The sequence below is a fragment of the Streptomyces parvus genome (assembly GCF_032121415.1).
In the GTDB taxonomy this organism is placed as follows: Bacteria; Actinomycetota; Actinomycetes; order Streptomycetales; family Streptomycetaceae; genus Streptomyces; species Streptomyces globisporus_A.
The window spans coordinates 3,704,885-3,731,192 of the sequence record NZ_CP135079.1; the positions used below are offsets into that span (position 1 = coordinate 3,704,885).

A 26,308-nucleotide genomic window follows, 5' to 3' on the forward strand; every position below is an offset into this window, starting at 1 on the left:
GACCGAACGGCAGGACAGGAAGAACACGTGCGACCAGAGCATCCGCCCCGGGCAGGGGGAAGCGTCGTCTTCGACGGCGTGAGCAAGAGGTTCGGCGACCATCAGGCCCTCGACGACGTGAGCTTCGCGCTGCGGCCGGGCAAGGTCACCGGCCTGCTCGGGCCCAACGGTGCGGGCAAGAGCACTCTGCTGAGAATCCTGCTCGGGCTGGCCCGCCCCGACGCGGGGAGCGCCGAGGTCCTGGGCGGGGAGCCGCTGTCCGCCCCGGAGAGGGCGCAGCGGGTCGGCGTGGTCATGGACGCGATCGGCTTTCACCCACGGGTGACGGTCCGCCGTCAGCTGGAGATATCCGCCCGGTCGCTGGGTCTGCCATCCTCGCGTATCGCCGAGGTGATCGGGCAGGTCGGCCTGGACGGTGCGGAACGCAAGCGGGTCAAGGCGTGCTCGACGGGTATGCGGCAGCGCCTGGCGCTGGCCGTCGCCCTGCTCCCCGACCCCGAACTGCTCATTCTGGACGAACCGTTGAACGGTCTCGATCCGGACGGGATCCGCTGGATGCGCCGTCTGGTCGAGCGCTCTGCCGACGAGGGGCGGACGGTGCTGATCGCCAGCCACATGCTCTCCGAGGTCGAGCAGAGCGTGGACGACGTGGTCGTGCTGCGCCGCTCGGTGCTGTTCACGGGCTCGCTCCGGGAGCTGGTGCGGCGCGGCGGCGGCCGTTTGGAAGACGCCTACTTCGCACTCGTCGAGGGCGCGGACGCCGCGCCGCGTCCGGAGGTCACCCGTGCCTGAGGTCCTGCGCAACCAGCTCTCCGCCGAACTCCTCAAACTGCGCACGGGTCTGGCCCTTCCGGCGCTTCTCCTGGTGGCCCTCGCCTTCTGCGCGTTGGGCCAGCTGGGCCTGGTGTACGCGGAGTCGGACCCTGCGTCCGCCGGTGCGGAGCTGACGGAGAACATCGTCGGGCTCGGCGCGTCCGCCGCGCTCTTCGCGACGCTGCTCGGGGCGCTGCACGTCACCAGCGAGTTCAGCTCCGGCTCGATCGGCCGCACCGTGCTGTACGCCCCCGGCCGTTCGGCCGTCGTGGGCGCCAAGCTGCTGGCCACGACGGTGTCGGGCCTCTGCTTCGGTGTCGCGGCGGTGGTCTGCTCCCTCGCCGTCGGTTACGCGGCGCTCGCGGCGAAGGATTCCGGTCTCACCGTCGACGGCTCCACCTGGACGACCGCCGCCGCCGTCCTGACGATCTGCACCCTGGCCGGCCCGTGGGGCGCGGCGATCGGCTTCGTCGTCCGCAACCGGCTCGCCGCGGTTCTCGGCCTGGTCGTCTGGGGCACGCTGGGCCAGGTGCTGGTGCTGGGCCAGCTCCCCGAGCTGGGCCGCTTCCTCCCCGAGGGCGCCCAGTTCGCCCTCCTCGGCGACGCCTCCGGCTTCCCGGACGCGCTGGCGGCACCGTACGGCCTGCTGCTGCTCGTGGGCTGGACGGCGGCGATGTCCCTCGCGGGCACCCGCCTCTTCACCCACCGCGACGTCTGAGAACGACCCCCGCCGGGGAGCGGTGAGCTTCCCCGGCCCGCCCCCGGCCGTGGCCGCGCGCTCTCCTGTGTGCGGTCACGCCCCGGTGCCGTGGGGGATGGCGTGGTCGGGGCCGGATTCCAGTATTCCCGACCGTGCGATGAGGTAGCCGAGTTGGGCACGGCTGCTGCTGCCGAGGGCGGCGGAGAGTTTGGCCACGTGGGCACGGCAGGTGCGGACGTTCATGCCGAGCCGGCGGGCGATGGAATCGTCGACGTGCCCCTCGACGAGCAGCTGGGCGATGGAACGCTGAACACCGCTGATTCCCTGGGGCATCGGGTCGTACTTGATCTCTTCGAGGAGTGGTGCGGCCCGGGTCCAGAGCTGTTCGAAGACCTTCACGAGATATTCGACGAGGCCGGGGTGGCGCAGTTCCAGTGCGACCTGGCGGTCGTCCTGGGCGGGGATGAAGGCGACCGTGCGGTCGAAGACGATCAGGCGCTCTATGAGCTCTTCGAGCGTCCGGATCTCCACGTTGTGGTTGGCTATGCGCTCGGCGTAGGCCAGGGTGCTGGGGCTGTGGCGCACCGTGTGCTGGTAGAGGGTGCGCAGGCGTACCCCGCGGTGGACGACGGAAAGCCCGCGCTCCAGTGACTTGCTGAGCTGGTCCTCGTTCCGTCCGCCGCCCGGCTGGACGGTGAGCACCTCGGTCCGGCATTCCGTGGTCGCGAGGTCGAGGGCGGCGTTGATCCGGTTGACGCCCTCCAGCACCGTGATGGCATGCGTCATGGGCGGACCCTGGGCGCTGATGTCCATAAAAGGTTCGAAGCACTCGGTCAGTTCCACCGAATGCCGTCGGCGTTCCTGGATCTCGCGTTCTATGGGGTGCAGGTGCTGGGCCAGCGCCGCTGACGGTGGTACCGGGCGGAGCCAGCCCGGGTCGTCAGGGTCGGGATGGAGCAAAGCGAATTCCATCAGGCACGGAGCGGGTTCCAGTTCGGATCGGGCGATGCGGCCGGACCGGAGCGCGGTGGCGTAAAGACGCCCCCCTGCTTCGCATAGTTCGGTGATCCCGTGAGGATGTGTCGTTTTTATGTGGCTTGTGGTCATTTCTCCACCCCCCAGGTTCCTGAACATTCAGGAACATGATGCATCGACCCGGTGGTGTTCGTGTGCCCAGGTGAGACATCGTCTTAGGTGCGGGGGAGAAGAATCCACAAGTGAGGACGAAGCCGACTATGTACAAGCGAATGCTTCGCTCGGCGCTTGCCGCCTCGTTCGTCGCGGCCCTTGGACTCGGGCTGACGGGCGTCGGCGCCACGGGCGGCAGCGGCGAGCAGAAGGCTGTTCAGGCTGCAGCACCCAGCGACATCGGTTGGATCGCACCTGCCGCGGCCCCGGGGGACATCGGTTGGGTCGCTCCGGCCCGTACGGTCGCATGAGCACCCCGCCGGACGACCGCACCTTCCGGCGCGAGATGGCAACCGCCTATCGCTCAGGGTGGCATTTCATCGATCTGCTCACGGCCCTCCCCCGCCGTGGCGACTCGTTGATGGTCACCCTGTTCGGAGAGCCGATCGTCGTGGTGATGGAAGAGGACGAGGACGTCCGCGCCTATCGCTGCCTCCGTCGGCCCCGCGGTGCCCCGCAGCCGGTTCGCTGTGCCGTCAGGTACGGCATGATCTTCGTCAATCTCGATCAGCGCGACCACGAGCTGTTCGACGCAGAACCCCTTTCCGCCACCCCCCGCAGTGCCTGAGCGATTCCCCCGTCGTCACCTGTCGCTCCAGGCGCTTCCCCCACACAGCGGCGCCACCGTGACCTGAACACGGTGGCGCCGTTGTGCTGTTCCGGGCCGGGCCGGGCTCCGGCCGGCCGGTCTCGGCCCGGCGGCCTCAGGCCTTGCCGAGCGCCCGGTCGAGGGTGATCTCGATGACGACCCGGGTCGGATTGATCCGCGGCGGACGGCCGTAGCGCTCCTCGTGGCGGGCCTCCGCGTCCTTGACGGTCTCCGGCTCGGTGCGGACGACCGCGCGGCCCTCCAGGGTCGCCCAGCGGGCCCGGTCGATCTGGCAGACGGCCACGCGTGCCCCGTCGGGGCCGGCCGCGCGGATGTGGGCGACCTTGCGGCTGCCCCCGTCGGTGATCACGCGCGCCACCCCGGCCTCCGGGTCGTACGTCACACAGACCGGCACCACGTGCGGCGTGCCGTCCGGGCGGGGGGTCGTCAGCGTGGACAGGTGGCTCTCGCGCCAGAACGCGACGTATTCGGGGGAGGGATTGCGTACGTCTGCCATGGGGGCAGCGTACGAGAGCCCTCGCCGGGACCTCGCGGCGCGTGCGGGCGGCAAACGCCGCCCGATCGCATCCCGCAGCGCGTGCGATCATTGCCTTGAGTGGAATAGACTCAACTTTGTGTACGTTGAATAAGTCAATGTGAGATGCAGGTACGCACGCCCCCAGCTGCGAGGAGGAGTAACCACCCGTGGACGCCGAGCTGACCAACAAGAGCCGCGACGCCATCAACGCGGCCACCGACCGGGCCGTGAAGGACGGGCACCCCGACCTGACCCCGGGGCACCTGCTGCTCGCGCTGCTGGAGGGGCAGGACAACGAGAACGTCACCGACCTCCTCGCCGCCGTCGAGGCCGACCAGGCGCTCGTGCGCGGCGAGACCGAGCGGCTGCTCGGGGGGCTGCCCAGCGTCACGGGGTCCACCGTCGCCCCGCCGCAGCCCAACCGCGAGATGCTCGCCGTCATCCAGGACGCGGCCCGGCGGGCCAAGGAGCTGGGCGACGACTACATCTCCACCGAGCACCTGCTCATCGGTGTCGCCGCGAAGGGGGGCCGGGCCGGTGAGATCCTCGACGGACAAGGGGCCGGCGCCAAGAAGCTGCTGGCCGCGTTCGAGACGAGCAGGGGAGGGCGCCGGGTGACCACTCCCGACCCGGAGGGCCAGTACAAGGCCCTGGAGAAGTTCGGCACCGACTTCACGGCCGCCGCGCGCGAGGGCAAGCTGGATCCGGTCATCGGCCGCGACCAGGAGATCCGCCGCGTCGTGCAGGTGCTGTCCCGCCGGACGAAGAACAACCCCGTCCTCATCGGTGAGCCCGGCGTCGGCAAGACCGCCGTCGTCGAAGGGCTCGCCCAGCGCATCGTCAAGGGCGATGTGCCGGAGAGCCTCAAGGACAAGCGGCTCGTCTCGCTCGACCTCGGCGCGATGGTCGCGGGCGCGAAGTACCGCGGCGAGTTCGAGGAGCGCCTGAAGACCGTCCTCTCCGAGATCAAGGAGAGCGACGGCCGGATCATCACGTTCATCGACGAGCTGCACACCGTCGTCGGCGCCGGCGCGGGCGGCGACTCCGCCATGGACGCGGGCAACATGCTCAAGCCGATGCTGGCCCGCGGCGAGCTGCGCATGGTCGGCGCGACCACGCTCGACGAGTACCGCGAGCGCATCGAGAAGGACCCCGCCCTGGAGCGCCGCTTCCAGCAGGTGCTGGTCGCCGAGCCGTCCGTCGAGGACACCATCGCGATCCTGCGCGGCCTCAAGGGCCGTTACGAGGCCCACCACAAGGTGCAGATCGCGGACTCGGCGCTGGTGGCCGCCGCGACCCTCTCCGACCGCTACATCACCTCCCGCTTCCTCCCCGACAAGGCCATCGACCTGGTCGACGAGGCCGCGTCCCGGCTGCGGATGGAGATCGATTCCTCGCCCCTGGAGATCGACGAACTCCAGCGCTCCGTCGACCGGTTGCGCATGGAGGAGCTGGCCCTCAAGAACGAGTCCGACCCCGCCTCCAAGCAGCGTCTGGAGAAGCTGCGCCGCGACCTCGCCGACAAGGAGGAGGAGCTGCGCGGCCTCAACGCCCGCTGGGAGAAGGAGAAGCAGGGCCTCAACCGGGTCGGTGAGCTCAAGGAGCGCCTCGACGAGCTGCGCGGCCAGGCCGAACGCGCCCAGCGTGACGGCGACTTCGACGCCGCCTCCAAGCTGCTGTACGGGGAGATCCCGGGCCTGGAGCGGGAGTTGGAGGAGGCCGCCGAGGCCGAGCAGGAGGCGTCCAAGGACAAGGACACCATGGTCAAGGAGGAGGTCGGGCCGGACGACATCGCGGACGTCGTCGGCGCCTGGACCGGCATCCCGGCCGGGCGGCTGCTGGAGGGCGAGACCCAGAAGCTGCTGCGCATGGAGTCCGAGCTGGGCAAGCGGCTGATCGGGCAGACCGAGGCCGTGCAGGCCGTCTCCGACGCCGTACGCCGGACCAGGGCCGGGATCGCCGACCCCGACCGGCCCACCGGGTCCTTCCTGTTCCTCGGCCCCACCGGCGTCGGCAAGACCGAGCTGGCCAAGGCCCTCGCGGACTTCCTGTTCGACGACGAGCGGGCCATGATCCGCATCGACATGAGCGAGTACGGCGAGAAGCACAGCGTCGCCCGCCTCGTCGGCGCCCCGCCCGGTTACGTCGGGTACGAGGAGGGCGGCCAGCTCACCGAGGCCGTCCGCCGCCGCCCGTACAGCGTCGTGCTCCTGGACGAGGTGGAGAAGGCCCACCCCGAGGTCTTCGACATCCTGCTCCAGGTCCTCGACGACGGCCGGCTCACCGACGGCCAGGGCCGCACGGTCGACTTCCGCAACACCATCCTCGTCCTGACCTCCAACCTCGGCTCCCAGTTCCTGATGGACCCCCTGGTGAAGCCCGAGGTCAAGAAGGAGCAGGTGCTTGAGGTGGTGCGGGCGTCCTTCAAGCCGGAGTTCATCAACCGGCTCGACGACCTCGTGGTCTTCTCCGCCCTGTCCGGTGACGAACTGGCCCATATCGCCGGGCTCCAGATCGACCGCCTTGCGGCCAGGCTGGCCGACCGGCGGCTCACCCTCGACGTCACACCCGAGGCGCTGGCCTGGCTCGCCCAGGAGGGCAACGACCCGGCCTACGGTGCGCGCCCGCTGCGCCGGCTCATCCAGACGGCGATCGGCGACCGGCTCGCCAAGGAGATCCTGTCCGGTGAGGTCCGCGACGGTGACACCGTACGGGTGGACCGGGCCGAGGACGGGCTGATCGTCGGCCCCGCCTCGTAACCGACGGTCACGGGCCGTCGCACGCTGTGAGCGAACGCTCGGCGAGCCCCGTATCGCCACGCTGTCTGTCAGCTTGTGGCTGATCGGGGCCGCCGGGGCTTGCCATGCCCCGCCCGCCATGGGAGAGGATGGCCGCAACCGCACGAAGGGAAATAACGGTGAGCATCGATCCGTCCTCGATTCCTAATTTCGGGGGCCAGCCCGAACCGCAGGCGGCAGGACCGGAGGGCCCCGTCGTCCCTGACCAGGACCTCGTCAAGCAGCTCCTCGACCAGATGGAGCTGAAGTACGTCGTCGACGACGAGGGCGACCTCGCGGCGCCGTGGGAGGAGTTCCGGACGTACTTCATGTTCCGCGGCGAGGCGGAGCAGCAGGTCTTCTCGGTCCGTACGTTCTACGACCGCCCGCACGACCTGGACCAGCGTCCTGTCCTGCTGGACGCCATCGACGACTGGAACCGCCGCACCCTGTGGCCCAAGGTCTACACCCACGCCCACGAGGGCGAGGAGGGCGAGACGGGTTCCGTCCGGCTGATCGGTGAGGCGCAGATGCTCATCGGCACCGGCGTCAGCCTGGAGCACTTCGTCTCCTCGACGGTGAGCTGGGTGCGCGCCTCGATCGAGTTCGACAAGTGGCTCGCCGAGCGCCTCGGCATCCAGCCCGCCGAGGGCAAGACGGACGGCGAGGAGCCCGCGGGCGCCTGAGCACCGGGTCCACGGCCCGGGCAGCGGTCATCGCGACCGCCGCCCGGGCCGTTGCCGTACCCCTGGGGGCTCAGCCCAGCCGGGCCAGCCGCTCCACCGCCGCCTCCAGCACGTCGTCCCTCTTGCAGAACGTGAAGCGGACCTGGCTGCGGCCCGCCTCCGGGTCGTCGTAGAAGACCGAGTTCGGCACCGCCGCCACCCCGCAGCGCTCCGGCAGCGCGCGGCAGAAGGCGTACGCGTCCTCGTCGCCGAACGGGGAGATGTCGGTGGTGATGAAGTACGTCCCCTCCGGCTCGTACACCCGGAAGCCCGCGGCGCGCAGGCCCTTCGCCAGCAGGTCCCGCTTGCGGTGCATGTCCGCGCGGAAAGCGGTGAAGAACGTGTCCGGCAGGGCGAGCGCCTCGGCGATCGCGTACTGGAACGGGCCCCCGCTGACGAAGGTCAGATACTGCTTCGCCGCGCGCACCGCCGCCACCAGCGGCGCGTCACCGGTCACCCAGCCGATCTTCCACCCGGTGTACGAGAACGTCTTCCCCGACGACGAGACGGACACCGTCCGCTCGCGCATCCCGGGGAGCGCGGCGATCGGGTGGTGCGCCCCGGTGAAGACGAGGTGCTCGTAGACCTCGTCGGTCACCACCAGGAGGTCGAGCTCCACCGCGAGGGCCGCGATCCCGGACAGTTCGTCGGGGGTGAGCACCGTGCCGGTCGGGTTGTGCGGGGTGTTCAGCAGCAGGAGGCGGGTGCGCGGGGTGATCAGGGTGCGCAGTTCGCCGAGGTCCGGGCGGAAGTCCGGGGCGCGCAGGGTGAGCGGTACGCGCTTCGCACCCGCCATGGCGATGCAGGCGGCGTACGAGTCGTAGTACGGCTCGAACGCGATGACCTCGTCGTCCGGTTCGAGGAGGGCGAGCAGCGAGGCGGCGATCGCCTCCGTTGCCCCGGTCGTCACCAGCACCTCCGTCTCCGGGGACCAGGTCAGGCCGTAGAAGCGCTCCTGGTGGGCGGCGACGGCGTTCCGGAGCTCCGGGACCCCGGGGCCGGGCGGGTACTGGTTGCCGTGGCCGGCGCGCAGCGCCCGGACCGCCGCCTCCCGGATCTCCTCGGGTCCGTCGGTGTCGGGGAAGCCCTGGCCGAGGTTGATGGAGCCGGTCCGCCCGGCCAGCGCGGACATCTCGGCGAAGATCGTCGTGCCGAACGCGGCGAGGCGGCGGTTGAGCAGCGGTCGTCCCTGTGTCATGGCGCCATCCTGGGCCGAAGCTCTGGAGTTGCTCAAGTCCGCTTTGACGCGCGGGGGCCATGGGAATCCCCCTGTCACAACAACGGGGAAGCGACGGGGGACCTCGCTTCGGGGGAAGGAAAGGCGGGTGGGGGCCATGGGCGTCTTCATCGCGGTGCTGATCTCGGTGCTCGTCGTCGGAGGACTGCTGGCCGTTCTGCGGGCCACCGGCGGGAGCAGGACGGCGCACGCGCGCACCAAGGGCCGGCGTTCCTCGTCGGCGTCGGCGGGCGGCGAGAGTCTCGGCGCCGGTGACTCCGGCGGCAGCTGGTGGTCGTCGGGCGACTCCGGGTCCGGCAGCGACTCCGGCTCGGGCGGGCACTCCTGCGGCGGCGGCTCGTCGTGCGGGGGCGGCTGCGGCGGGGGCAGCAGCTGACCGGGCTGTCCAACGACCGATCACCGGCAGGGACTCGGTGGCGGGCGTCCGGAGGGTGAACTCCCTTCGGGCGCCTTTTTGTTGAGCGACGCGGACGTTTTCGGTTGAACAGTTGAACCGTGGGGCCCCCGAGGGGATGGAAACCACGGCAAGTTGGGCGAAAACGCTGTGAGTGCGGCGTACTTCGTGATTCCCTCGTCGAAGAGAACATTCAGCCCTCGGACCCCAGTTGGACCAGATCGGGCGCCCCTCACCTCCCACGCGCAGTCATCGGAGGGCGTTCCGCTGTCCATGTGTGTCCACGTGTGTTTGCGGAGCCCATCCATGCTCACCACCCTCCAGACGGCCTATTCCGATACCCGCGCCGCCGACCTGGCCTGGATGCTGGGGCGGGAGCCGCTGCCCGCCCTCGCGGTCCTCGACCTCCGGTTCGACGGCGCCGAACTCCAGTTGAGGCTGCTCGGCGCCTCCCACCAGGTGCTCCTCCAGGAGGAGCACGGGGTCTGTTCCGAGACCGTGGCCTGTATGCCCGGCAGCAGCACCCCCCTGCCCCTCGGCGTCTCGAAGCGCCTCGGGGACCGGGAGTACGAATTCGCGGCACGGGTGGAGACCCTGACCCAGGGGCAGTTCGCCGGGCGCGCTCAGGAGCTGCTCGCCCTGGTGAGCGACCACCCGCACGGGCTGGTGGGCACTTTTCCCGGGAGCCCGTACGCCTTCACCGCGATGCTCGCCCAGCGCACGGAGGGGCAGGTGCGGTGGCGCACCTGGCACGCGTACCCGCAGGAGGGGCAGTTGGTGGTGACCCGGACCCGGGTCGGCGTGCGGATTCCCGCGTCAGCGGCCTGAGTGGCCAGGGCACTTACACCCGTGTGGGTGACAAGGTGCGACGGTGTCGTGACGTAGCGTTCGCGTCATGATCGACCAGCAGATGCCGCTGCGAGGGGGCGCGGCGCGGCTTCCCGTACGGCCGAGGACCGGCCGGTTCCTCGTGCTGGCCGCGGTCTTCGTCTGCGCCGCCTGCGGTCTCGTCTACGAACTCGAACTGGTCGCGCTCGCCTCCTATCTCGTCGGCGATTCGGTCACCCAGGCGTCCGTCGTGCTCTCCGTGATGGTGTTCGCGATGGGCATCGGATCCCTTCTCGCGAAACGTTTGCGCTGCCGTGCCGCCGTCGGGTTCGGGATGATCGAGGCGGCCCTCGCCCTGGTCGGCGGCTCCTCGGCGCTGGTCCTCTACGCTTCGTTCGCCTGGCTCGGCGATTCCCAGTACGCCCTGGTCGGGTTCTCGCTGGCGATCGGGGTGCTGATCGGTGCGGAGATCCCGCTGCTGATGACGCTGATCCAGCGTGTCGACCGGCAGGACGCGGGCGGGGCCGTCGCCGATCTCTTCGCCGCCGACTACGTGGGCGCGCTGGTCGGCGGGCTCGCGTTCCCCTTTCTGCTGCTGCCGATGCTGGGGCAGTTGACCGGTGCGCTGTTCACCGGCGCGGTCAACGCGGCGGCGGGCGGGGCGCTCGTCCTGTGGGTGTTCCGGCGCGATCTGAGCCCCCGCTCCCGCTGGCTCCTCGTCCTGGCCAATGCCTCGGTGATCGCGGTGCTGGCCACCGCCACGGTGCTGGTCGACGACTTCGAGCGGGCGGCGCGGCGGGCGGTGTACGGGGACCAGGTGCGGGTCGCCGTGCAGACCGGGGTGCAGGAGGTCGTGGTGACCGGTGCCGACCGGGACTCCCTCGGCCTCTATCTGGACGGCCGGCTGCGGGTCAGCGCCCGCGACGAGTACCGCTACCACGAGGCGCTGGTGCACCCCGCGATGAACGGGGCCCGCGCCCGGGTGCTCATCCTCGGCGGCGGCGACGGCCTCGCCGCCCGCGAGGTGCTGCGCTACCGGGACGTGCGCGCGGTCACCGTCGTCGAGCTGGACCCCGCCGTCACCCGACTGGCCCGTACCGACCCCGCCCTCTCCGAGTTGAACGGCCACGCCTTCCGCGACCCCCGGCTCACGGTGGTCGGGGCGGACGCCTTCCCCTGGCTCCGGGCCGACCACGGCCGGTACGACGTGGTGGTCTCCGACCTCCCGGACCCGGGCATCACCGCGAGTACGAAGCTGTATTCGGCCGAGTTCTACGGGCTGATCGCGGAGGCCCTGGCCCCGGACGGGCGGCTCGTGGTGCACGCCGGACCGCTGGGGGCCCGGCCGCGGACCTTCTGGACGGTGGAGGCATCGGTGCGCGCGGGCGGCCTCGCGACCCGCCCCTACCGCGTCACCGGCCGGTACGCGGGTTTCGCCGCGAGCCCGGACCGGGGCGGCGGGGAGGACCGGGAGCGGGAGGACTGGGGCTTCCTCCTCGCCGGCCCGGGCGAGGCCCCCCGGGCCGCGCTGGCCGCCGGAGGGCCCGAGCCGCGCTCGCTGCGGGGCCGGGAGCTGCGCGAGGGAGCGCGGGCCGCGGCCGAGGCCCGGCTGCCGGGGCTGCTCCCCTCGACGCTGGTCCACCCGAGGTACTGGGAAGAGACGTGAGCCCGCCGTGCGCGGTCCTCGGCTTTCGGCGGCCGAAGCGCTGACGTTCGGGGCCGTGGCCGATTAGGCTCGGTTGCCATGGAGCATGAGGTGTTCGTTCCGGTTCCCGTCCCGACCCTGCTGCGCACTCTGGGCGATCCCGCCCGGGTCGCCCGCTGTGTCCCCGGCCTCCAGCAGGACGCCGACGCGTCGGCGTCGCCCCTGGCGGGCCGGCTGAAGCTGCGGGCCGGCGGCCACACCATCACCTACCGGGGCGAGCTGCGGCTCACCGGCCCGGAGGGAGACCGCTTCTCCGTCACCGGGAAGGGTGTGGAGGCCCGGGGCACCGGTGCGGTCGAGCTGGCCCTGACCATCGGCCTCACGGCGGCGGACGGCGGGACGACGATCGCATACAGCGGTACGGCCGACGGGGACGGGCGGCTGGTCGAGCTGGAGGAGGGCGCGGCGCTCGCGGCCGCCCACCGGCTCCTGGACCGCTTCACCCAGCAGCTGGTGACGGAGTCCCTGGCGGCGCGGGATGACGGGCACGCCGACGCCGACACGGGCGCCGACGCGGACGACGCCGTTGCCGCGGAGGGGCTTGAGGGCGACGAGAGCGACGGGGCCGACGCCGTTGCCGTGGAGGGGCTTGAGGGCGACGAGAGCGACGACGGCTCCGGGTCCGTCTTCGACTCGCCCGTGCCGCCGCCCTCGCTCGACCCCGTCGCCGGGGTGGAGTTCACCGTTCCGGACGAACTGCCCGCCGAGGCCGCACACGCCCGCCGCACCATGATCGGACGCAGCGCCGAGGAGGTCGACCACGCACCGCCGCGCGGCCGCTACGCCCCCGTGCCCTCCCCGGAGGCGGGCGGTGCGAGCACCACCCTGCGGTGGGTCGCCCCCGCCGCCGCCCTCGCGCTCGCCTCCGCCGTGGTGCTGGGCCGTGCGTTGCGGCGCCGGAGGCCGTGAGCCGCCAGTAGGGTCGTCGGGTGAGCAGCAGCGAAGAGAACGTCAGGCTGACCGTCGGCGCAGCCGAGTTGACCGTCGACCCCGTGCACGGCTGCCGGATCAGCAGCCTGCGGATCGGGCCCACCGAACTGCTCCGCCAGGGCGATCGGTACGGCTGCTTCCCGATGGTCCCCTGGTGCGGACGTACGGGGTACGGGCAGTTCCGCAACGGCGACGAGCTCCACGAGCTGCCGCTGAACTCCCCGCCGCACGCCATCCACGGCACCGGCCGGGACACTTCCTGGCACCCCGCCCACACGGCCGCCGACCTGGCCGAGGGTCGGGCGGCCTTCTACTACGACCTCGCGAAGCCCTGGCCGTACGAGGGCCGGGTGACGCAGACCTTCGAGCTGACCGAGGACACGCTCACGCTGGGGCTCGCCGTCGAGACGTACGGCACCTCCTTCCCGGCCCAGGCCGGCTGGCACCCCTGGTTCCACCGCACCCTCGACGGCCGGGACGCCGAGCTGTCCTTCGACGCCGCCTGGCAGGAGGAGCGGGGCGGGGACCATCTGCCGACCGGGCGGCGCACCGACCCGCGACCCGGTCCGTGGGACGACTGCTTCGGCATGCCCGACGGCGTGGACGTGAAGATCACCTGGCCGGAGCGGCTGGAGCTGACGGTGAAGAGCCGCGGCGAGTGGGTGGTGGTCTACGACGAGCAGGACGAGGCCGTCTGCGTGGAACCGCAGTCCGGTCCGCCGAACGGGCTGAACACCGCGCCCCGCCTGGTGACCCCGATCGACCCGCTGGAGATGACCACGACCTGGAGCTGGACGCGGCTCTGACCCGGTGCCCGGCGGTGGGCCCGTGCGGCACCGCTTACCCTCGTGGACATGACTGACGTACGCGCTGACCTGCTCCAGCAGATCAAGGACAAGGCCGTGGTGCACGGCAAGGTGACCCTTTCCTCGGGTCTGGAAGCCGACTGGTACATCGACCTGCGCCGGATCACGCTGGACGGCAAGGCCGCGCCGCTGGTCGGGCAGGTCATGCTCGACGCCACCGCCGAGCTGGACTACGACTGCGTCGGCGGGCTGACGCTCGGGGCCGACCCGGTCGCCACCTCGATGCTGCACGCCTCCGCCGCCCGGGGTAAGAGCCTGGACGCCTTCGTCGTCCGCAAGGCGCAGAAGGCGCACGGGATGCAGCGCCGGATCGAGGGCACGGACGTCAAGGGCCGCCGCTGCCTGGTCGTCGAGGACACCTCGACCACGGGCGGCTCGCCCCTGACCGCCGTCGAGGCGGTCCGTGAGGCGGGCGGCGAGGTCGTCGCCGTCGCCGTGATCGTCGAGCGCGGGGCCGCCCCGGCCATCGCCGAGGCCGGTCTGCCGTACGTCCACGTGTACTCGGTGGCCGATCTCGACCTGGGCTGAACCCGCTCCGGACCCGGTTTCACGTGAAACCGGGTCCGCCGGGTGGAGCCCGGGGGCAAGTCTGGGAAGATGGGGGCGACGATGACGTCGCCCCCAGGTCAGGGACTCACAGCCTGCACACCCGCACATCCCAAGGAGCGGTCAGATGCCCATCGCAACCCCCGAGGCCTACGCCGAGATGCTCGACCGGGCAAAGGCGGGCAAGTTCGCCTACCCGGCCATCAACGTGACCTCGTCCCAGACCCTGCACGCCGCGCTGCGCGGCTTCGCGGAGGCCGAGAGCGACGGCATCGTCCAGATCTCCACCGGTGGTGCGGAGTTCCTGGGCGGCCAGTACAGCAAGGACATGGTCACGGGCGCCGTCGCCCTGGCCGAGTTCGCCCACATCGTTGCCGCGAAGTACGACGTCACCATCGCGCTGCACACCGACCACTGCCCCAAGGACAAGCTGGACGGGTACGTACGTCCGCTGCTCGACGTCTCCGCCGAGCGCGTCGCCAAGGGTCTGAACCCGCTGTTCCAGTCCCACATGTGGGACGGTTCGGCCGAGACCCTCGCCGACAACCTGGCCATCGGCCAGGAGCTGCTGGCCAAGGCCGCCGCCGCCAAGATCATCCTTGAGGTCGAGATCACCCCGACCGGCGGTGAGGAGGACGGCGTCACGCACGAGATCAACGACGAGCTGTACACGACCGTCGACGACGCGCTGCGTACCGCCGAGGCGCTCGGCCTGGGCGAGAAGGGCCGCTACCTGCTGGCCGCCTCCTTCGGCAACGTCCACGGTGTCTACAAGCCGGGCAACGTCGTGCTCCGCCCCGAGCTGCTGAAGGACCTCCAGGCGGGCGTCTCCGAGAAGTACGGCAAGCCGGCCGGCAGCCAGCCGTTCGACTTCGTCTTCCACGGCGGCTCGGGCTCCACCGCCGAGGAGATCGTCACCGCGCTGGAGAACGGCGTCGTGAAGATGAACCTCGACACCGACACCCAGTACGCCTTCACCCGCCCGGTCGCGGACCACATGTTCCGCAACTACGACGGTGTCCTGAAGGTCGACGGCGAGGTCGGCAACAAGAAGACCTACGACCCCCGCACCTGGGGCAAGCTCGCCGAGGCCGGCATGGCCGCGCGCGTCACCGAGGCCTGCGCGAACCTGCGCTCCACGGGCACGAAGCTGAAGTAGTCACCCGTCCGCACGGACGTACGGTGCCGGGCCCGGTCCTCCTCGGAGGGCCGGGCCCGACGCCGTGCCGGGAGAGAAGAGGATCTGCTGTGGGCGCGCCCTACGATTTCGATACCGCCGTCGACCGCCGGGGCACCTGGTGCGTCCAGTGGGACGGGGTCGCCGACCGTTTCGGCGTCGACGGCCTGCTGCCGTTCACCATCTCCGACATGGACTTCGCCACCGCCCCCGAGGTCCTGGCCGCGCTCCGGGCCCGCCTGGACCACGGGGTGTTCGGCTACACCACCTGGCAGCAGGACGACTTCCGCTCGGCGATAGCCCACTGGTACGCGACCCGGTACGGCACCGAGATCGACACCGGGCAGCTCGTCTACGGGCCGTCCGTGCTCAGCCAGCTCTCCCAGCTGCTCCAGATGTGGACGGAGGAGGGAGACGGCGTCGTCGTCCACACCCCTGTGTACGACGGTTTCCGCAAGGCGATCACCGGGCTCGGGCGGGAGCTGCGCGGGGTGCCGGTGGGGGACGAGGAGGCGCTGGAACGGGAGCTTTCGCGGCGCGATGCGAAGGTGCTGGTGCTGTGCTCGCCCCACAACCCGACCGGCCGGGTGTGGACGGCCGACGAGCTGGCCCGGACGGCGGCGCTCGCCGAGCGGTACGGGGTCGCGGTGATCAGCGACGAGATCCACGCGGACTTCGTGCACGACGACGGTGCGGGGCGCGTCCATGTGCCGTGGACGCGGGTGGCGGGCGACGGCCGGTGGGCGCTGATCACGTCCGGGTCGAAGGCGTTCAACTTTCCTGCGCTGACCGGCTCCTACGGGTTCATCGGGGACCCCGGTGACCGGGCTGAGTTCCTGCGGCGGATGGAGACGGCGGAGGGGCTGGCCTCGCCGGCCGTCCTGTCGCTGACCGCGCACATCGCGGCGTACCGGGAGGGGGCGGCGTGGCTGGACGCGGTACGGGCGTATGTGGCGGGGAATCTGGGTCACGTCGCGGAGCGGCTGGGGGCCGCCTTCCCCGAACTGGGCTGGCGGCCGCCGCAGGCCGGATACCTGGCCTGGATCGACCTGCGGCCACTGGGAGTGGATGAGTCCGCGTTGCAGCGGGTGCTGGTGGAGCGGGAGAGGGTGGCGATCATGGGGGGTTCGGTCTACGGGGCGCCGGGGTTCGTCCGGCTGAACGTGGGGTGTCCCCGGGGGAAGGCGGAGTTGGGGGTGGAGGCGTTGGTGCGGGGCGTGCAGGCCGTGCGCTAGTCGCTGATTTCGGGGGTTCCGCCCCCGCCCCCGGTCCTCACTCGCCGGAGGGGCTTGAAGTGCGGGCCCCTTGGTGCTCCTCAATCGCCGAAGGGGCTCGATTGGGGCACGCTGGCCTCATGGTTCCAGCTTCCTCCGCCCCCGGGGAGATCCGGGTCGCCTCGCCCGTCGGGCGCTGGGTCGTGCTGACCACCGTGCTCGGGTCCGGCATGGCGATGCTCGACTCCACCGTCATCAACGTCGCCCTGCCCCGTATCGGCGAGGACCTCGGCACCGATCTGGCCGCCCTCCAGTGGACCGTCAACGCCTACATGCTCACGCTCGCCGGGCTGATCCTCCTCGGCGGGGCGCTCGGGGACCGGTACGGTCGCCGCCGGGTGTTCGTCGTCGGGGTGGTCTGGTTCGCCGTGGCCTCGCTGCTCTGCGGGATCGCGCCGAACGCCGGCGTGCTCATCGCCGCCCGGGCCCTCCAGGGCGTCGGCGGGGCGCTCCTCACGCCGGGGTCCCTCGCGCTCATCCAGGCCAGTTTCCATCCGGACGACCGGGCGCGGGCCGTGGGGCTCTGGTCCGGGTTCGGCGGGGTCGGGGCGGCCGTGGGACCGTTCGTGGGCGGGTGGCTCGTGGACGGGCCCGGATGGCGGTGGGTGTTCCTGCTGAATCTGCCGCTCGCCGCGATCTGCGTACCCGTCGCGCTCCGGCACGTACCGGAGTCGCGGGATCCGGCGGCGCACGGGCGGTTCGACGTGCTCGGGGCCGCCCTCGGGGCCCTGGCCCTCGCCGGGGTGACGTACGCGCTGATCGAGGCCCCGGAACAGGGCGCCTCCCCGCTCGTGGTCGGGTCGGCCGCCGGCGGTCTGCTGCTGGGGGCCGCGTTCGTGCGGGTGGAGCGGCGGCGGGCCGACCCCATGGTGCCGCCGTCGATCTTCCGCTCCCGGCTGTTCACCTCGGTCAACCTGGTGACCTTCTGCGTCTACGCGGCCCTCGGCGGCTTCTTCTTCCTCTCCGCGATCCAGCTCCAGGTCGTCGCCGGGTACTCGGCGCTGGGGGCCGGTACCGCGCTGCTGCCCACCACCGTGCTGATGCTGCTCTTCTCCGCCTCCGCCGGTGAGCTGGGGCGGCGCATCGGGCCCCGTGTCCCGCTCACCGTGGGGCCGCTCCTGGCCGCCGCCGGGATGCTCCTGATGCTGCGGGTGGGGCCGGGCAGTGCCTCCTTCGGCGGGTACGTCACCGAGGTGCTGCCCGCCGTCCTGGTGCTCGGCGCCGGGCTCGTCGTGGTCGTCGCGCCGCTCACCGCGACCGTCCTGGCCGCCGTGGACGCCGGACGGGCCGGTCTGGCCAGCGGCATCAACAACGCCGCCGCCCGGGCCGCCGGGCTCATCGCGGTGGCGGCCCTGCCGCTGCTGGCCGGGATGGGGCCCGAGGCGTACCGGGACGCGGGCGAGTTCGCCACGACCTTCCGGCGGGCGATGCCGATGTGCGCGGCGCTGCTGGTCGCCGGTGCGGTCCTCGCGTGGTGGACGGTGCGCGCCCCGGCCGCCACCGCCGCCGTCCGGGGCGAGCGGCCCGAGTGCGCGGTGCACTGCGGGGTCACCGCCCCGCCGCTGGAGCCGGAGCGGCGGGAGGGGTGAGACCCGCCCGGGGCGCGGTCCCGCCGGGACGTGACGGCAGGCACACTTGGACCATGTCCATCCACGAGAACCTGCTCGGGGGCCCCGCCCCGACCCACCTCCCCGACGACCCCGAGCCGCGCGAGCTGCTCGCCGCCGGCACCCCGCCCACCGAGGTCGCCGCGAAGTACCCCACCTCCTCGCTCGCCTGGGCGCAGCTCGCCGACGAGGCGTTCGAGGGCGGCCGGGTCGTCGAGTCGTACGCATACGCCCGTACCGGCTACCACCGCGGACTCGACTCCCTGCGCCGGGCCGGCTGGAAGGGCCACGGGCCCGTCCCGTTCGAGCACGAGCCGAACCGCGGCTTCCTGCGCGCCCTGCACGCCCTGGCCAGGGCGGCGGGCGCGATCGGCGAGACGGAGGAGCACGAGCGCTGCACGACGTTCCTGCGCGACTCCTCGCCGACCGCCGCCGACATCCTGGGCTGAGCCCCGCCGCGCAGACCCGAGCCGCTCCCCGCCCGAGCACGATGGGCGGGGAGCCGCTTAGTATGCGAGCAGGGGACCGGAGCTCCATCACCTCACGGAAGGGGCGGACCGCTACCCGGAAGCTCGTGTCGAGGAGACAGAAATGTCGACCAACCACCCCGACCCCGAAGCCACCGGTGCGGACACCCCGTACCTGGACTTCGCGGGCACGACTCCGTACGAGGACTATGTCCAGGCGGATGTCCTGACCCACCTCCAGCACCTGCGCTCGGACGATCCCGGCGAGATGGTCTTCCTGGTCACCACCCAGGTCATGGAGCTGTGGTTCACGGTCATCGTCCATGAGTGGGAGACCGCCACCCGCGCCCTGCGCGAGGACCGCATACCCGTCGCGCGCGACGCCCTGAAGCGTTCGCTGCGCGAGCTGGAGGCGCTCAACGAGTCCTGGCGGCCGCTGGCCGGACTCACCCCCGCCCAGTTCAACTCCTACCGGGGGTCCCTCGGCGAGGGGTCCGGGTTCCAGTCCGCGATGTACCGGCGGATGGAGTTCCTGCTCGGCGACAAGTCCGCCTCCATGCTGGTGCCGCACCGGGGCGCGCCCCGCGTCCACGCCGAGCTGGAGAAGGCGCTCGGGGAGCCCAGCCTGTACGACGAGACCCTCGCCCTGCTGGCCCGGCGCGGGTACGCCATCCCCGAGGCCGTCACCAACCGGGACCTGACCAAGCGGTACGAGCCGTCGCCCGAGGTCGAGGCCGTGTGGGCGGAGATCTACGCCTCCGACGACCAGAACGACGAGCTGGTCCGCCTCGGTGAGCTGCTCACCGATGTCGGCGAGCTGGTGTGGCGATGGCGCAACGACCACCTCGTCGCCACCCGCCGCGCGATGGGTTCCAAGACCGGCACCGGCGGTTCCGCCGGGGTTGCCTGGCTGGAGAAGCGCGCCACGAAGAACGTGTTCCCGGAGCTGTGGACGGCGCGTAGCCATGTCTGAGACCACCACCGCGACCAGGACGGAAGACCTCCGCGCGCGGGCGCTGAAGCTCGACGCCACCGACCCGCTCGCCGCCCGCCGCGAGCTCTTCGCGCTCGACGACGGCGTCTACCTCGACGGCAACTCGCTGGGCGCGCTGCCCGTCCACGTCCCCGCCCGGGTGCAGGACGTCCTCACCCGCCAGTGGGGCCAGCTGCGCATCCGGTCCTGGGGCGAGAGCGGCTGGTGGACCGCGCCCGAGCGGATCGGCGACCGGATCGCCCCGCTCGTCGGGGCCGCCGCCGGGCAGATCGTCGTCGGCGACTCGACCAGCGTGAACGTCTTCAAGGCCGTCGTCGCCGCGGCCCGGATCGCGGGCGAGGGACGCGACGAGATCCTGGTTGACGCGACGACCTTTCCCACGGACGGGTACATCGCGGCGTCCGCCGCCCGGCTCACCGGCCACCGGCTCGTGCCCGTCGCGCCGGACGACGTACCGGCCGCGCTCGGTCCTCGTACCGCCGTGGTCCTGCTCAACCACGTCGACTACCTCTCCGGCCGGCTGCACGACCTGCCCGGGCTGACCGCCGCCGTCCACGCGGCGGGCGCGGTCGCGGTGTGGGACCTCTGCCACAGCGCCGGCGCGCTGCCCGTCGGGCTCGACGAGCACGGGGTGGACCTGGCGGTCGGCTGTACGTACAAGTACCTCAACGGCGGCCCCGGTTCGCCCGCGTACCTGTACGTGGCCGAGCGCCACCAGGCCGCCTTCGACTCGCCGCTGCCGGGCTGGAACTCGCACGCCGACCCGTTCGGCATGACGCCCGGCTACGCCCCCGCGGACGGTTCCGTACGGGGCCGGGTCGGCACCCCCGACATCGTCTCCATGCTGACGCTGGAAGCGGCGCTCGACGTCTGGGACGGGGTGTCGGTGGACACCGTACGAGCCAAGTCCCTGGCGCTGACGGACTTCTTCCTGGAGTGCGTCGAGGCGTACGTTCCGGCGGGCCGGGTCACCTCCGGCACCCCGGCCGCGCACGCCGAACGCGGCAGTCAGGTCGCCCTGCGCTGCGACGAGGCCGAGCCCGTGATGCGCCGCCTCATCGAGCGGGGCGTCGTCGGCGACCTGCGGCCGCCGGACGTGCTGCGGTTCGGCTTCACCCCGCTGTACGTCGGATTCGCCGACGCGGAGCGGGCGGCGCGGGTGCTGGCCGAGGTGCTGGCGGAAACCCCGCCGTCCGGCCCGGCCGCCTGACGGGACGTCAAGGTCTGTTCGACCGGACGGGGACGGTGCCGAGTGCTGGTACCGTCCCCGCAGGTCAACCCAGTTGGCCACCGGACGCGGGAACAGAACGCAGGCACAGGCGCAGGCCACGGGCAGAGGACGGTTGAGCAGCATGTCGGATTCCCCGGGATTCCCGGACTCTGCGGCGCGTGATCGGGACGAGGCGGAGAGCGCGTCGGCGTTCGCCCATCCTTCCGTCGCCCCCGACGCCACCGCCGCCTACGGGGACCACCCGGACCAGGTCGTCGACTTCTACGCCCCGCGCGACGGCCGCACCGGCGCCCCGCTCGTCGTCTTCCTGCACGGCGGCGCCTGGCGCTCCCGCTACGACCGGGTCCACGCCTCCCCGCTCGCGGACTTCCTGGCCCGCCGGGGCTTCGCCGTGGCCAACGTGGAGTACCGGCGCGGCGGCGACGACATCCCGCAGCAGCGCGGCGGCGGGAGCGGGCCGGCGCCCGCCGGTGCGGACCCGGTCGCGGGGCGCTGGCCGGAGACCTTCGACGACGTGGCCGCGGCGCTGGACGCGATGCCCGTGCTGGCCGCCCGCGAGCTGCCGGGCGCCGATGTGCGGCGGATCGTGGTCACCGGGCACTCGGCTGGCGGGCACCTCGCCCTGTGGGCGGCGGCGCGCCACGTCCTGCCCGAGGGGTCGCCGTGGCGGCTGCCCGCCCCGCCGCCGCTGCGCGGGGTCGTCGCCCTGGCCCCGATCGCGGACTTCGCGACGGCGGTCCGGCTGGGGGTGTGCGGCGGTGCGGTCACACAGCTGCTGGGCGGGGAGGCCGGTCTCGCGGACCGGGCGGCGCACGCCGACCCCGGGGCGCTGCTGCCGACCGGGATCGCCACCGCGATCGTGCAGGGAGTCGATGACATCGTCGTCCCGCAGGCCGTCTCCGAGGCGTACGTCGACGCGGCGGCCCACGCCGGCGAGACGGTCGGGCTGACGCTGCTCGGCGGCGTCGGGCACTTCCCGCTGATCGACCCGGCCGCCGACGCCTGCGCCGTCGTCGCCGAGGAGATCACCCAGCTCGCCTGGTGAACCCTTCCCGGAACGCGTGAATAGAGGACGGAAACTGTCCTCCAGGGTCTCTACCTTGGTCGTGTTGCCGCTCGGACGGAGTCGCAACCGACGAAGGAGATCCTCATGACGATCCTGGTGACCGGAGCCACGGGAACGGTCGGCCGCCGCGTGGTCGAGCAGCTGCTGGAGCGCGGCGAGCACGTCCGGGCCCTCACCCGCGACCCGGAGCGGGCGCAGTTCCCGGCCGGGGTCGAGGTCGCCGGCGGCGACCTCACGGACCCGGCGTCGCTGGCTCCCGCGCTGCACGGCGTGACCGGGCTGCACCTCATCACCTTCGGCGGAGCCCTCTTCGCGCCGCTGGAGACCGCCGACGAGATCCTCGCCCTGGCGAAGGAGGCGGGCGTGCGCCGGGTGACCGTGCTGCACGGCGGCGGGGACACCCCGATGGAGACGGCGGTGCGCGCGAGCGACTTCGCCTGGACGGTCGTGATGCCCGTGGAGTTCATGGCGAACGCCTTGGAGTGGGCCCCCGGCATCCGGAGCGAGGGCGTGGTCCGCGAGCCGTTCGTGGACCGGCTGAGCGCGATGGTCCACGAGTCGGACATCGGCGCGGTGGCGGCCGTCGCACTCACCGAGGACGGTCACGGCGGCCAGGTGTACCTGGTCACCGGACCGGAGGTGCTGACCGTCCGCGACAGGACGACGACCATCGGCGCGGCGCGGGGCGCGGAGGTGGAACTGGTCGAGCTCACCGAGGAGCAGGCGCTGGAGACCTGGCGGGGCCAGGGCATGCCGGAGGACGTGATCGCGTTCCTGATCGGCGTCTACCGGGACACCCCGCTGGAGGGCCGGACCGTCTCCGGCACGGTCGAGAAGGTCACCGGGCGGCCGGCCCGGACCTTCGCCCAGTGGGCCGGGGAGCACGCGCACCACTTCCGCGCGGAGGCCTGACCGGACCTCCGGGACGGTACGGGGGAGGCGGGTAGTCCCTGAGACGGACGCTCCGGAATCCGTAGCGATGCTGACGACCCGCCGTCCGCCGCCGCCTACCGTGGAAACGTGACCGAGACCCAGACGAAGACCAGTAGCCCGGAGTTCCGGGCAGCCGCAGGGGCGATAGACGGCCTGCGGGACGACCTCCTGCGCAACGTGTTCGCCTACCGGCCGTTGCCGCCGCTCAACCCCGACGGACGGATCGTCCGGCGGCTGCCCGAAGGGCTGCGCAGGGTCGTCGTCTGGACCCCGCACGCCCTGGTGCTGTTCGCCGCCTTCCTCGTGATGATGGCCGGGTTCGCCGAGTGGGAGTTCCGCTTCCTGATGGGCGTGGTGCCCGCGATTCCGGTGGCGATGACCCTCATCAGGCCGGTCGCCGCGTTCTGGGCGTCGATGGTGGCGACCGTCTTCTGCGCCGTCCTCGGCAGCGAGGGGCTGTGGGGGCCGAGCGCGTTCATGGCCCAGGTGGTGGTCCTGGTGGTCGTGGCCGCCCGGACCCGCCCCCGTGCGGCCGCCTGGATGTGGCTGCTGACCCTGTTCTTCGGGATGCTGCTGGAGGGCGGCGACCCGTCGATCACCGCGCCCGTGGCCACCCTCTCCGCCTTCGCGCTGCTCGTCGTCGCCGTGGTCCAGATCCGGCGCGACGCCGAACGCGAGGTCACCGTCCAGCGCACCGTCACCGCCGTCGAGCGCGACCGGCGCACGTTGCTGGAGGAGCGCACCACCATCGCCCGGGAGCTGCACGACGTGGTGGCCCACCACATGTCGGTCGTCGCGATCCAGGCCGAGGCCGCCCCCTACCGGGTGGAGAATCCGCCGCCGGAGCTGGAGCAGGCCTTCGTCACCATCCGGGAGAACGCCGTGGCCGCCCTCACCGAACTGCGCCGCGTCCTCGGGGTCGTACGGGCGGAGGACTACGAGGCCCCGGACGCCCCGCAGCCCACCCTCGCCGCGCTCGACGGGCTCCTGGACAACGTCCGCGAGACGGGCCTGGAGACGGAGAAGGTGATCACCGGGGCCGTCCGCGAGCTGCCGCAGGGCGTCGAGCTGTCGGCGTACCGGATCGTCCAGGAGGCCCTGAGCAACAGCCTGCGGCACGCGCCGGGCGCCTCGGCCAGGGTCGAGCTCGGCTATGTCCTCGGCGGGCTCGGGCTGCGCGTGGTCAACGGCCCGCCGCGGGGCCTGGCCAAGCCCTCACCCGGTGCCGGGCACGGGATCACCGGGATGCGGGAGCGGGTCGCGATGCTGAACGGCGAGATGACGGCCGGGACGACGGCCGACGGCGGGTACGAGGTCGCGGTGTTCCTCCCCGTGCCGCTGTCCGAGCAGCCGGAGCGGCCGGAGTCCCGGGACGCGGCCGAAGGCACCGCGGACACCGTCGTCGTCGACCGGGACGGCCGGGCATGAGCGACACCGACATCCGGGTCCTGATCGTCGACGACCAGATGATGGTCCGCGAGGGCTTCTCGGTCCTGCTCAACGCGATGCCCGGGATCACCGTGGTGGGCGAGGCCCTGGACGGCCGGCAGGCGCTCGACCAGGTCGCCGCCCTGCGCCCGGACGTCGTCCTGATGGACATCCGCATGCCGGAGATGAACGGCATCGAGGCGACCCGCGAGATCGTCGCGCGGGACGCCGACGCGAAGGTCCTGGTGCTGACGACCTTCGACCTCGACGAGTACGTCTACCAGGCGCTGCGGGCCGGAGCCTCGGGCTTCCTCCTCAAGGACGCCTCGGCCCGGCAGCTCGCCGACGGGGTGCGGGTGGTGGCCTCGGGCGAGGCGCTGCTCGCCCCGACGGTCACCCGGCGGCTGATCACCGAGTTCTCCAAGCTCGCGGAGACCCCGCGGCCGCCGGCGCTGGCCCGGATCGGGGATCTCACCGAGCGTGAGACGGAGGTGCTCGTCCTCATCGCGCAGGGGCTCTCCAACGCGGAGATCGCCTCGCATCTGATCGTCGCCGAGTCCACGATCAAGACGCATGTGAGCCGCATCCTGGTGAAGCTGGGGCTGCGCGACCGGACCCAGGCGGCGGTGTTCGCGTACGAGGCGCGGCTGGTCACCCCGGGGTAGCGGACCTGCGCCGGGGTCTTGCGGCGGGCGTGGGCGCGGGTAGCGTCGGGCCATGCACGTGTCCTTCGACCCCTGGTCGCCCGCGTTCGTCGCCGATCCCTACCCCGCCTACACCGCGCTGCGCGCCGCCGGCCGGGCGCACTGGTTCGAGCCGACGGGGCAGTGGCTGGTCCCGCACCACTCCGACGTGTCGGCCCTGCTGCGCGACCGGCGCCTCGGGCGTACGTATCTGCACCGCTTCAGCCACGAGGAGTTCGGCCGGACCCCGCCGCCGCCCGAGCACGAGCCGTTCACCACGCTCAACGGGCAGGGCATCCTCGACCTGGAGGCCCCCGACCACCCCCGGATCCGGCGGCTGATCTCCAAGGCGTTCACCCCGCGTACGGTCGAGGACCTCGCCCCGACCGTGCGGCGGCTGGCGGCCGAGCTGGTCGACGCGTTCGTGGCCAAGGGCGGCGGGGACCTGCTGGCGGAGGTCGCGGAGCCGCTGCCGGTCGCCGTCATCGCCGAGATGCTGGGCGTCCCGGAGGCGGACCGGGGGCTGCTGCGGCCCTGGTCGGCGGCGATCTGCGGGATGTTCGAGCTGAACCCGTCGCCGGAGACCGCGGCCGCCGCCGTCCGCGCCTCGGTGGACTTCTCCGCGTATCTGCGCGGGCTGATCGCCGAGCGGCGCACCGACCCCGGCGACGACCTGATCTCGGCGCTCATCGCCGCCCACGACGAGGGCGAGCGGCTGACCGAGCAGGAGATGGTCTCCACCTGTGTGCTGTTGCTGAACGCGGGCCACGAGGCGACGGTGAACACCACCGTCAACGGCTGGCGGACCCTCTTCCACCACCCGGAGCAGCTGGCCGCCCTGCGCGCCGACCCCGCGCTGCTGCCCACCGCGATCGAGGAACTGCTGCGCTACGACACCCCGTTGCAGATGTTCGAGCGCTGGGTGCTGGACGACATCGAGATCGACGGCCAGGTGATCGGGCGGGGCGCGGAGGTGGCGCTGCTGTTCGGCTCGGCCAACCGGGACCCGGAGCGGTTTTCGCGTCCGGACGTCCTGGATCTGTCCCGTACGGACAACCCGCACATCACCTTCGGCGCGGGCATCCACTTCTGTCTGGGCGCCCCGCTGGCCCGGCTGGAGCTGGCCGCGTCCTTCGGGGAGCTGCTGCGGACGGCGCCCGCGCTGCGGATGACCGCGGAGCCGGAGTGGCAGCCGGGGTATGTGATCCGGGGGCTGAGGGAGCTGCGGGCGGAGGTGTAGGCCGCCGGCCCGGGGGCGTCGGCTCAGCAGGGGCCGGAGCACTCCGGACTCGGAGCCCCGGCCAGCGCGTCCGCGGCGACGCCGAGCGCGAAGAGGACGGCGATGGCCGCGACGAACGAGTGCCCGCTTCCCGTCGCCCCGGACCAGGAAGAACACCGCCAGGGCCGCCGCCGTCCCGCCGAGGACCATGAGGGGCAGGCCGACCCAGAGCACGTTCCAGTTGGAGGCGCCCTCGAAGCCGTCGAGGAGGCCGTCCTTGCCGTGCGGCGCCCAGAGCACGATGCCCGCGAGCGCTCCGGCGAAGGCGGTCACGCAGCCGGAGGTTCCGACGACGGCTTCGCGCCGCGAGTCCTGGAGCTCCATGAGCCGGGA

General features: G+C 72.2%; 25 protein-coding genes. 22 read left to right on the forward strand and 3 right to left on the reverse strand.

Features of this window, described 5'->3' with window-relative positions; translation table 11 throughout:
- The first annotated feature begins 27 nt into the window (after positions 1-27).
- Positions 28-792: an ABC transporter ATP-binding protein gene (locus RNL97_RS17640; protein WP_234313355.1), complete on the forward strand. Its 765-nt coding sequence runs from the start codon at positions 28-30 to the stop codon at positions 790-792.
- Positions 785-1,531, forward strand: a complete 747-nt coding sequence (locus tag RNL97_RS17645; protein WP_030578723.1) for an ABC transporter permease — start codon at positions 785-787, stop codon at positions 1,529-1,531. The genes RNL97_RS17640 and RNL97_RS17645 overlap by 8 nt, the downstream gene beginning before the upstream one ends.
- 75 nt (positions 1,532-1,606) lie before the next feature.
- Here the strand turns inward: RNL97_RS17645 and RNL97_RS17650 are convergent, their stop codons facing one another.
- Positions 1,607-2,647, reverse strand: coding sequence for a hypothetical protein (locus RNL97_RS17650; protein ID WP_030578720.1), 1,041 nt, complete (start codon positions 2,645-2,647; stop codon positions 1,607-1,609).
- Positions 2,648-2,948: 301 nt separating this feature from the next.
- Between RNL97_RS17650 and RNL97_RS17655 the strand changes: the two genes are divergently transcribed.
- Positions 2,949-3,269 carry a Rieske (2Fe-2S) protein gene (locus RNL97_RS17655; protein WP_003967571.1) on the forward strand — a complete coding sequence of 107 codons (321 nt, stop codon included), beginning with the start codon at positions 2,949-2,951 and terminating at the stop codon, positions 3,267-3,269.
- A gap of 136 nt (positions 3,270-3,405) precedes the next feature.
- Here the strand turns inward: RNL97_RS17655 and RNL97_RS17660 are convergent, their stop codons facing one another.
- A complete protein-coding gene (locus RNL97_RS17660; RefSeq protein ID WP_030578717.1) occupies positions 3,406-3,807 on the reverse strand; it encodes a pyridoxamine 5'-phosphate oxidase family protein in 402 nt (133 codons plus the stop codon).
- A gap of 188 nt (positions 3,808-3,995) precedes the next feature.
- On the opposite strand from RNL97_RS17660, the gene clpB reads away from it, so the two are divergent.
- Positions 3,996-6,587, forward strand: coding sequence for an ATP-dependent chaperone ClpB (clpB, locus tag RNL97_RS17665; RefSeq protein WP_243314565.1), 2,592 nt, complete (start codon positions 3,996-3,998; stop codon positions 6,585-6,587).
- A 158-nt stretch (positions 6,588-6,745) separates the two neighbouring features.
- Positions 6,746-7,291, forward strand: a complete 546-nt coding sequence (locus tag RNL97_RS17670; RefSeq protein ID WP_030578711.1) for a YbjN domain-containing protein — start codon at positions 6,746-6,748, stop codon at positions 7,289-7,291.
- A 70-nt stretch (positions 7,292-7,361) separates the two neighbouring features.
- Here RNL97_RS17670 and RNL97_RS17675 read toward each other — a convergent pair whose 3' ends face one another.
- The gene (locus RNL97_RS17675) at positions 7,362-8,528 is read right to left on the reverse strand and encodes a pyridoxal phosphate-dependent aminotransferase (protein ID WP_313750928.1); all 1,167 of its coding nucleotides are present in this window, start codon (positions 8,526-8,528) and stop codon (positions 7,362-7,364) included.
- A gap of 136 nt (positions 8,529-8,664) precedes the next feature.
- On the opposite strand from RNL97_RS17675, the gene RNL97_RS17680 reads away from it, so the two are divergent.
- From RNL97_RS17680 to RNL97_RS17760, 17 genes are all read left to right on the forward strand, one after another.
- On the forward strand, positions 8,665-8,943 hold the full coding sequence (locus RNL97_RS17680) for a hypothetical protein (RefSeq protein WP_243314567.1): 279 nt from the start codon (positions 8,665-8,667) through the stop codon (positions 8,941-8,943).
- A gap of 324 nt (positions 8,944-9,267) precedes the next feature.
- Complete coding sequence (locus RNL97_RS17685) at positions 9,268-9,789, forward strand: DUF2617 family protein (RefSeq protein WP_030578704.1); 522 nt, start codon at positions 9,268-9,270, stop codon at positions 9,787-9,789.
- Positions 9,790-9,856: 67 nt separating this feature from the next.
- Positions 9,857-11,455, forward strand: coding sequence for a polyamine aminopropyltransferase (locus tag RNL97_RS17690; RefSeq protein ID WP_030578702.1), 1,599 nt, complete (start codon positions 9,857-9,859; stop codon positions 11,453-11,455).
- 78 nt (positions 11,456-11,533) lie between these two features.
- Positions 11,534-12,403, forward strand: coding sequence for an SRPBCC family protein (locus RNL97_RS17695; protein WP_243314570.1), 870 nt, complete (start codon positions 11,534-11,536; stop codon positions 12,401-12,403).
- A 20-nt stretch (positions 12,404-12,423) separates the two neighbouring features.
- On the forward strand, positions 12,424-13,230 hold the full coding sequence (locus RNL97_RS17700; RefSeq protein WP_030578696.1) for an aldose epimerase family protein: 807 nt from the start codon (positions 12,424-12,426) through the stop codon (positions 13,228-13,230).
- Positions 13,231-13,278: 48 nt separating this feature from the next.
- On the forward strand, positions 13,279-13,818 hold the full coding sequence (gene pyrE, locus RNL97_RS17705) for an orotate phosphoribosyltransferase (RefSeq protein WP_010063206.1): 540 nt from the start codon (positions 13,279-13,281) through the stop codon (positions 13,816-13,818).
- A gap of 145 nt (positions 13,819-13,963) precedes the next feature.
- Positions 13,964-14,995: a class II fructose-bisphosphate aldolase gene (gene fbaA / locus RNL97_RS17710; RefSeq protein ID WP_030578692.1), complete on the forward strand. Its 1,032-nt coding sequence runs from the start codon at positions 13,964-13,966 to the stop codon at positions 14,993-14,995.
- Positions 14,996-15,084: 89 nt separating this feature from the next.
- On the forward strand, positions 15,085-16,248 hold the full coding sequence (locus RNL97_RS17715; RefSeq protein ID WP_030578689.1) for a MalY/PatB family protein: 1,164 nt from the start codon (positions 15,085-15,087) through the stop codon (positions 16,246-16,248).
- Between the two features lie 119 nt (positions 16,249-16,367).
- Entirely contained in the window at positions 16,368-17,876 is a 1,509-nt protein-coding gene (locus RNL97_RS17720) for an MFS transporter (RefSeq protein ID WP_030578686.1), read from the forward strand.
- 53 nt (positions 17,877-17,929) lie between these two features.
- Positions 17,930-18,343 carry a DUF3151 domain-containing protein gene (locus RNL97_RS17725; protein WP_030578682.1) on the forward strand — a complete coding sequence of 138 codons (414 nt, stop codon included), beginning with the start codon at positions 17,930-17,932 and terminating at the stop codon, positions 18,341-18,343.
- A 142-nt stretch (positions 18,344-18,485) separates the two neighbouring features.
- The gene (locus RNL97_RS17730; RefSeq protein WP_030578673.1) at positions 18,486-19,334 is read left to right on the forward strand and encodes a tryptophan 2,3-dioxygenase family protein; all 849 of its coding nucleotides are present in this window, start codon (positions 18,486-18,488) and stop codon (positions 19,332-19,334) included.
- Positions 19,327-20,565, forward strand: a complete 1,239-nt coding sequence (gene kynU / locus RNL97_RS17735; RefSeq protein ID WP_030578670.1) for a kynureninase — start codon at positions 19,327-19,329, stop codon at positions 20,563-20,565. The genes RNL97_RS17730 and kynU overlap by 8 nt, the downstream gene beginning before the upstream one ends.
- A gap of 142 nt (positions 20,566-20,707) precedes the next feature.
- Positions 20,708-21,631 (forward strand): alpha/beta hydrolase, encoded by a 924-nt coding sequence (locus RNL97_RS17740; protein WP_030578667.1) that lies wholly within the window; start codon positions 20,708-20,710, stop codon positions 21,629-21,631.
- Positions 21,632-21,736: 105 nt separating this feature from the next.
- On the forward strand, positions 21,737-22,564 hold the full coding sequence (locus tag RNL97_RS17745; protein WP_313750929.1) for an SDR family oxidoreductase: 828 nt from the start codon (positions 21,737-21,739) through the stop codon (positions 22,562-22,564).
- Between the two features lie 108 nt (positions 22,565-22,672).
- Positions 22,673-24,013, forward strand: a complete 1,341-nt coding sequence (locus tag RNL97_RS17750) for a sensor histidine kinase (RefSeq protein ID WP_313750930.1) — start codon at positions 22,673-22,675, stop codon at positions 24,011-24,013.
- On the forward strand, positions 24,010-24,678 hold the full coding sequence (locus RNL97_RS17755) for a response regulator (protein ID WP_006126329.1): 669 nt from the start codon (positions 24,010-24,012) through the stop codon (positions 24,676-24,678). The genes RNL97_RS17750 and RNL97_RS17755 overlap by 4 nt, the downstream gene beginning before the upstream one ends.
- Before the next feature lie 52 nt (positions 24,679-24,730).
- Positions 24,731-25,936 (forward strand): cytochrome P450, encoded by a 1,206-nt coding sequence (locus RNL97_RS17760; protein ID WP_313750931.1) that lies wholly within the window; start codon positions 24,731-24,733, stop codon positions 25,934-25,936.
- Positions 25,937-26,308 lie beyond the last annotated feature (372 nt).

What these genes read in the sequence shown, in the direction of transcription:
- RNL97_RS17675 (WP_313750928.1), bottom strand. Translation starts at nt 8,528, where the DNA reads ATGACACAGGGACGACCGCTGCTCAACCGCCGCCTCGCCGCGTTCGGC.
- RNL97_RS17655 (WP_003967571.1), top strand. Translation starts at nt 2,949, where the DNA reads ATGAGCACCCCGCCGGACGACCGCACCTTCCGGCGCGAGATGGCAACC.
- RNL97_RS17745 (WP_313750929.1), top strand. Translation starts at nt 21,737, where the DNA reads ATGACGATCCTGGTGACCGGAGCCACGGGAACGGTCGGCCGCCGCGTG.
- RNL97_RS17740 (WP_030578667.1), top strand. Translation starts at nt 20,708, where the DNA reads ATGTCGGATTCCCCGGGATTCCCGGACTCTGCGGCGCGTGATCGGGAC.
- RNL97_RS17720 (WP_030578686.1), top strand. Translation starts at nt 16,368, where the DNA reads ATGGTTCCAGCTTCCTCCGCCCCCGGGGAGATCCGGGTCGCCTCGCCC.
- RNL97_RS17755 (WP_006126329.1), top strand. Translation starts at nt 24,010, where the DNA reads ATGAGCGACACCGACATCCGGGTCCTGATCGTCGACGACCAGATGATG.
- RNL97_RS17725 (WP_030578682.1), top strand. Translation starts at nt 17,930, where the DNA reads ATGTCCATCCACGAGAACCTGCTCGGGGGCCCCGCCCCGACCCACCTC.
- kynU (WP_030578670.1), top strand. Translation starts at nt 19,327, where the DNA reads ATGTCTGAGACCACCACCGCGACCAGGACGGAAGACCTCCGCGCGCGG.
- RNL97_RS17685 (WP_030578704.1), top strand. Translation starts at nt 9,268, where the DNA reads ATGCTCACCACCCTCCAGACGGCCTATTCCGATACCCGCGCCGCCGAC.
- RNL97_RS17660 (WP_030578717.1), bottom strand. Translation starts at nt 3,807, where the DNA reads ATGGCAGACGTACGCAATCCCTCCCCCGAATACGTCGCGTTCTGGCGC.
- RNL97_RS17690 (WP_030578702.1), top strand. Translation starts at nt 9,857, where the DNA reads ATGATCGACCAGCAGATGCCGCTGCGAGGGGGCGCGGCGCGGCTTCCC.
- RNL97_RS17730 (WP_030578673.1), top strand. Translation starts at nt 18,486, where the DNA reads ATGTCGACCAACCACCCCGACCCCGAAGCCACCGGTGCGGACACCCCG.
- pyrE (WP_010063206.1), top strand. Translation starts at nt 13,279, where the DNA reads ATGACTGACGTACGCGCTGACCTGCTCCAGCAGATCAAGGACAAGGCC.
- RNL97_RS17680 (WP_243314567.1), top strand. Translation starts at nt 8,665, where the DNA reads ATGGGCGTCTTCATCGCGGTGCTGATCTCGGTGCTCGTCGTCGGAGGA.
- fbaA (WP_030578692.1), top strand. Translation starts at nt 13,964, where the DNA reads ATGCCCATCGCAACCCCCGAGGCCTACGCCGAGATGCTCGACCGGGCA.
- RNL97_RS17695 (WP_243314570.1), top strand. Translation starts at nt 11,534, where the DNA reads ATGGAGCATGAGGTGTTCGTTCCGGTTCCCGTCCCGACCCTGCTGCGC.
- RNL97_RS17760 (WP_313750931.1), top strand. Translation starts at nt 24,731, where the DNA reads ATGCACGTGTCCTTCGACCCCTGGTCGCCCGCGTTCGTCGCCGATCCC.
- RNL97_RS17650 (WP_030578720.1), bottom strand. Translation starts at nt 2,647, where the DNA reads ATGTTCAGGAACCTGGGGGGTGGAGAAATGACCACAAGCCACATAAAA.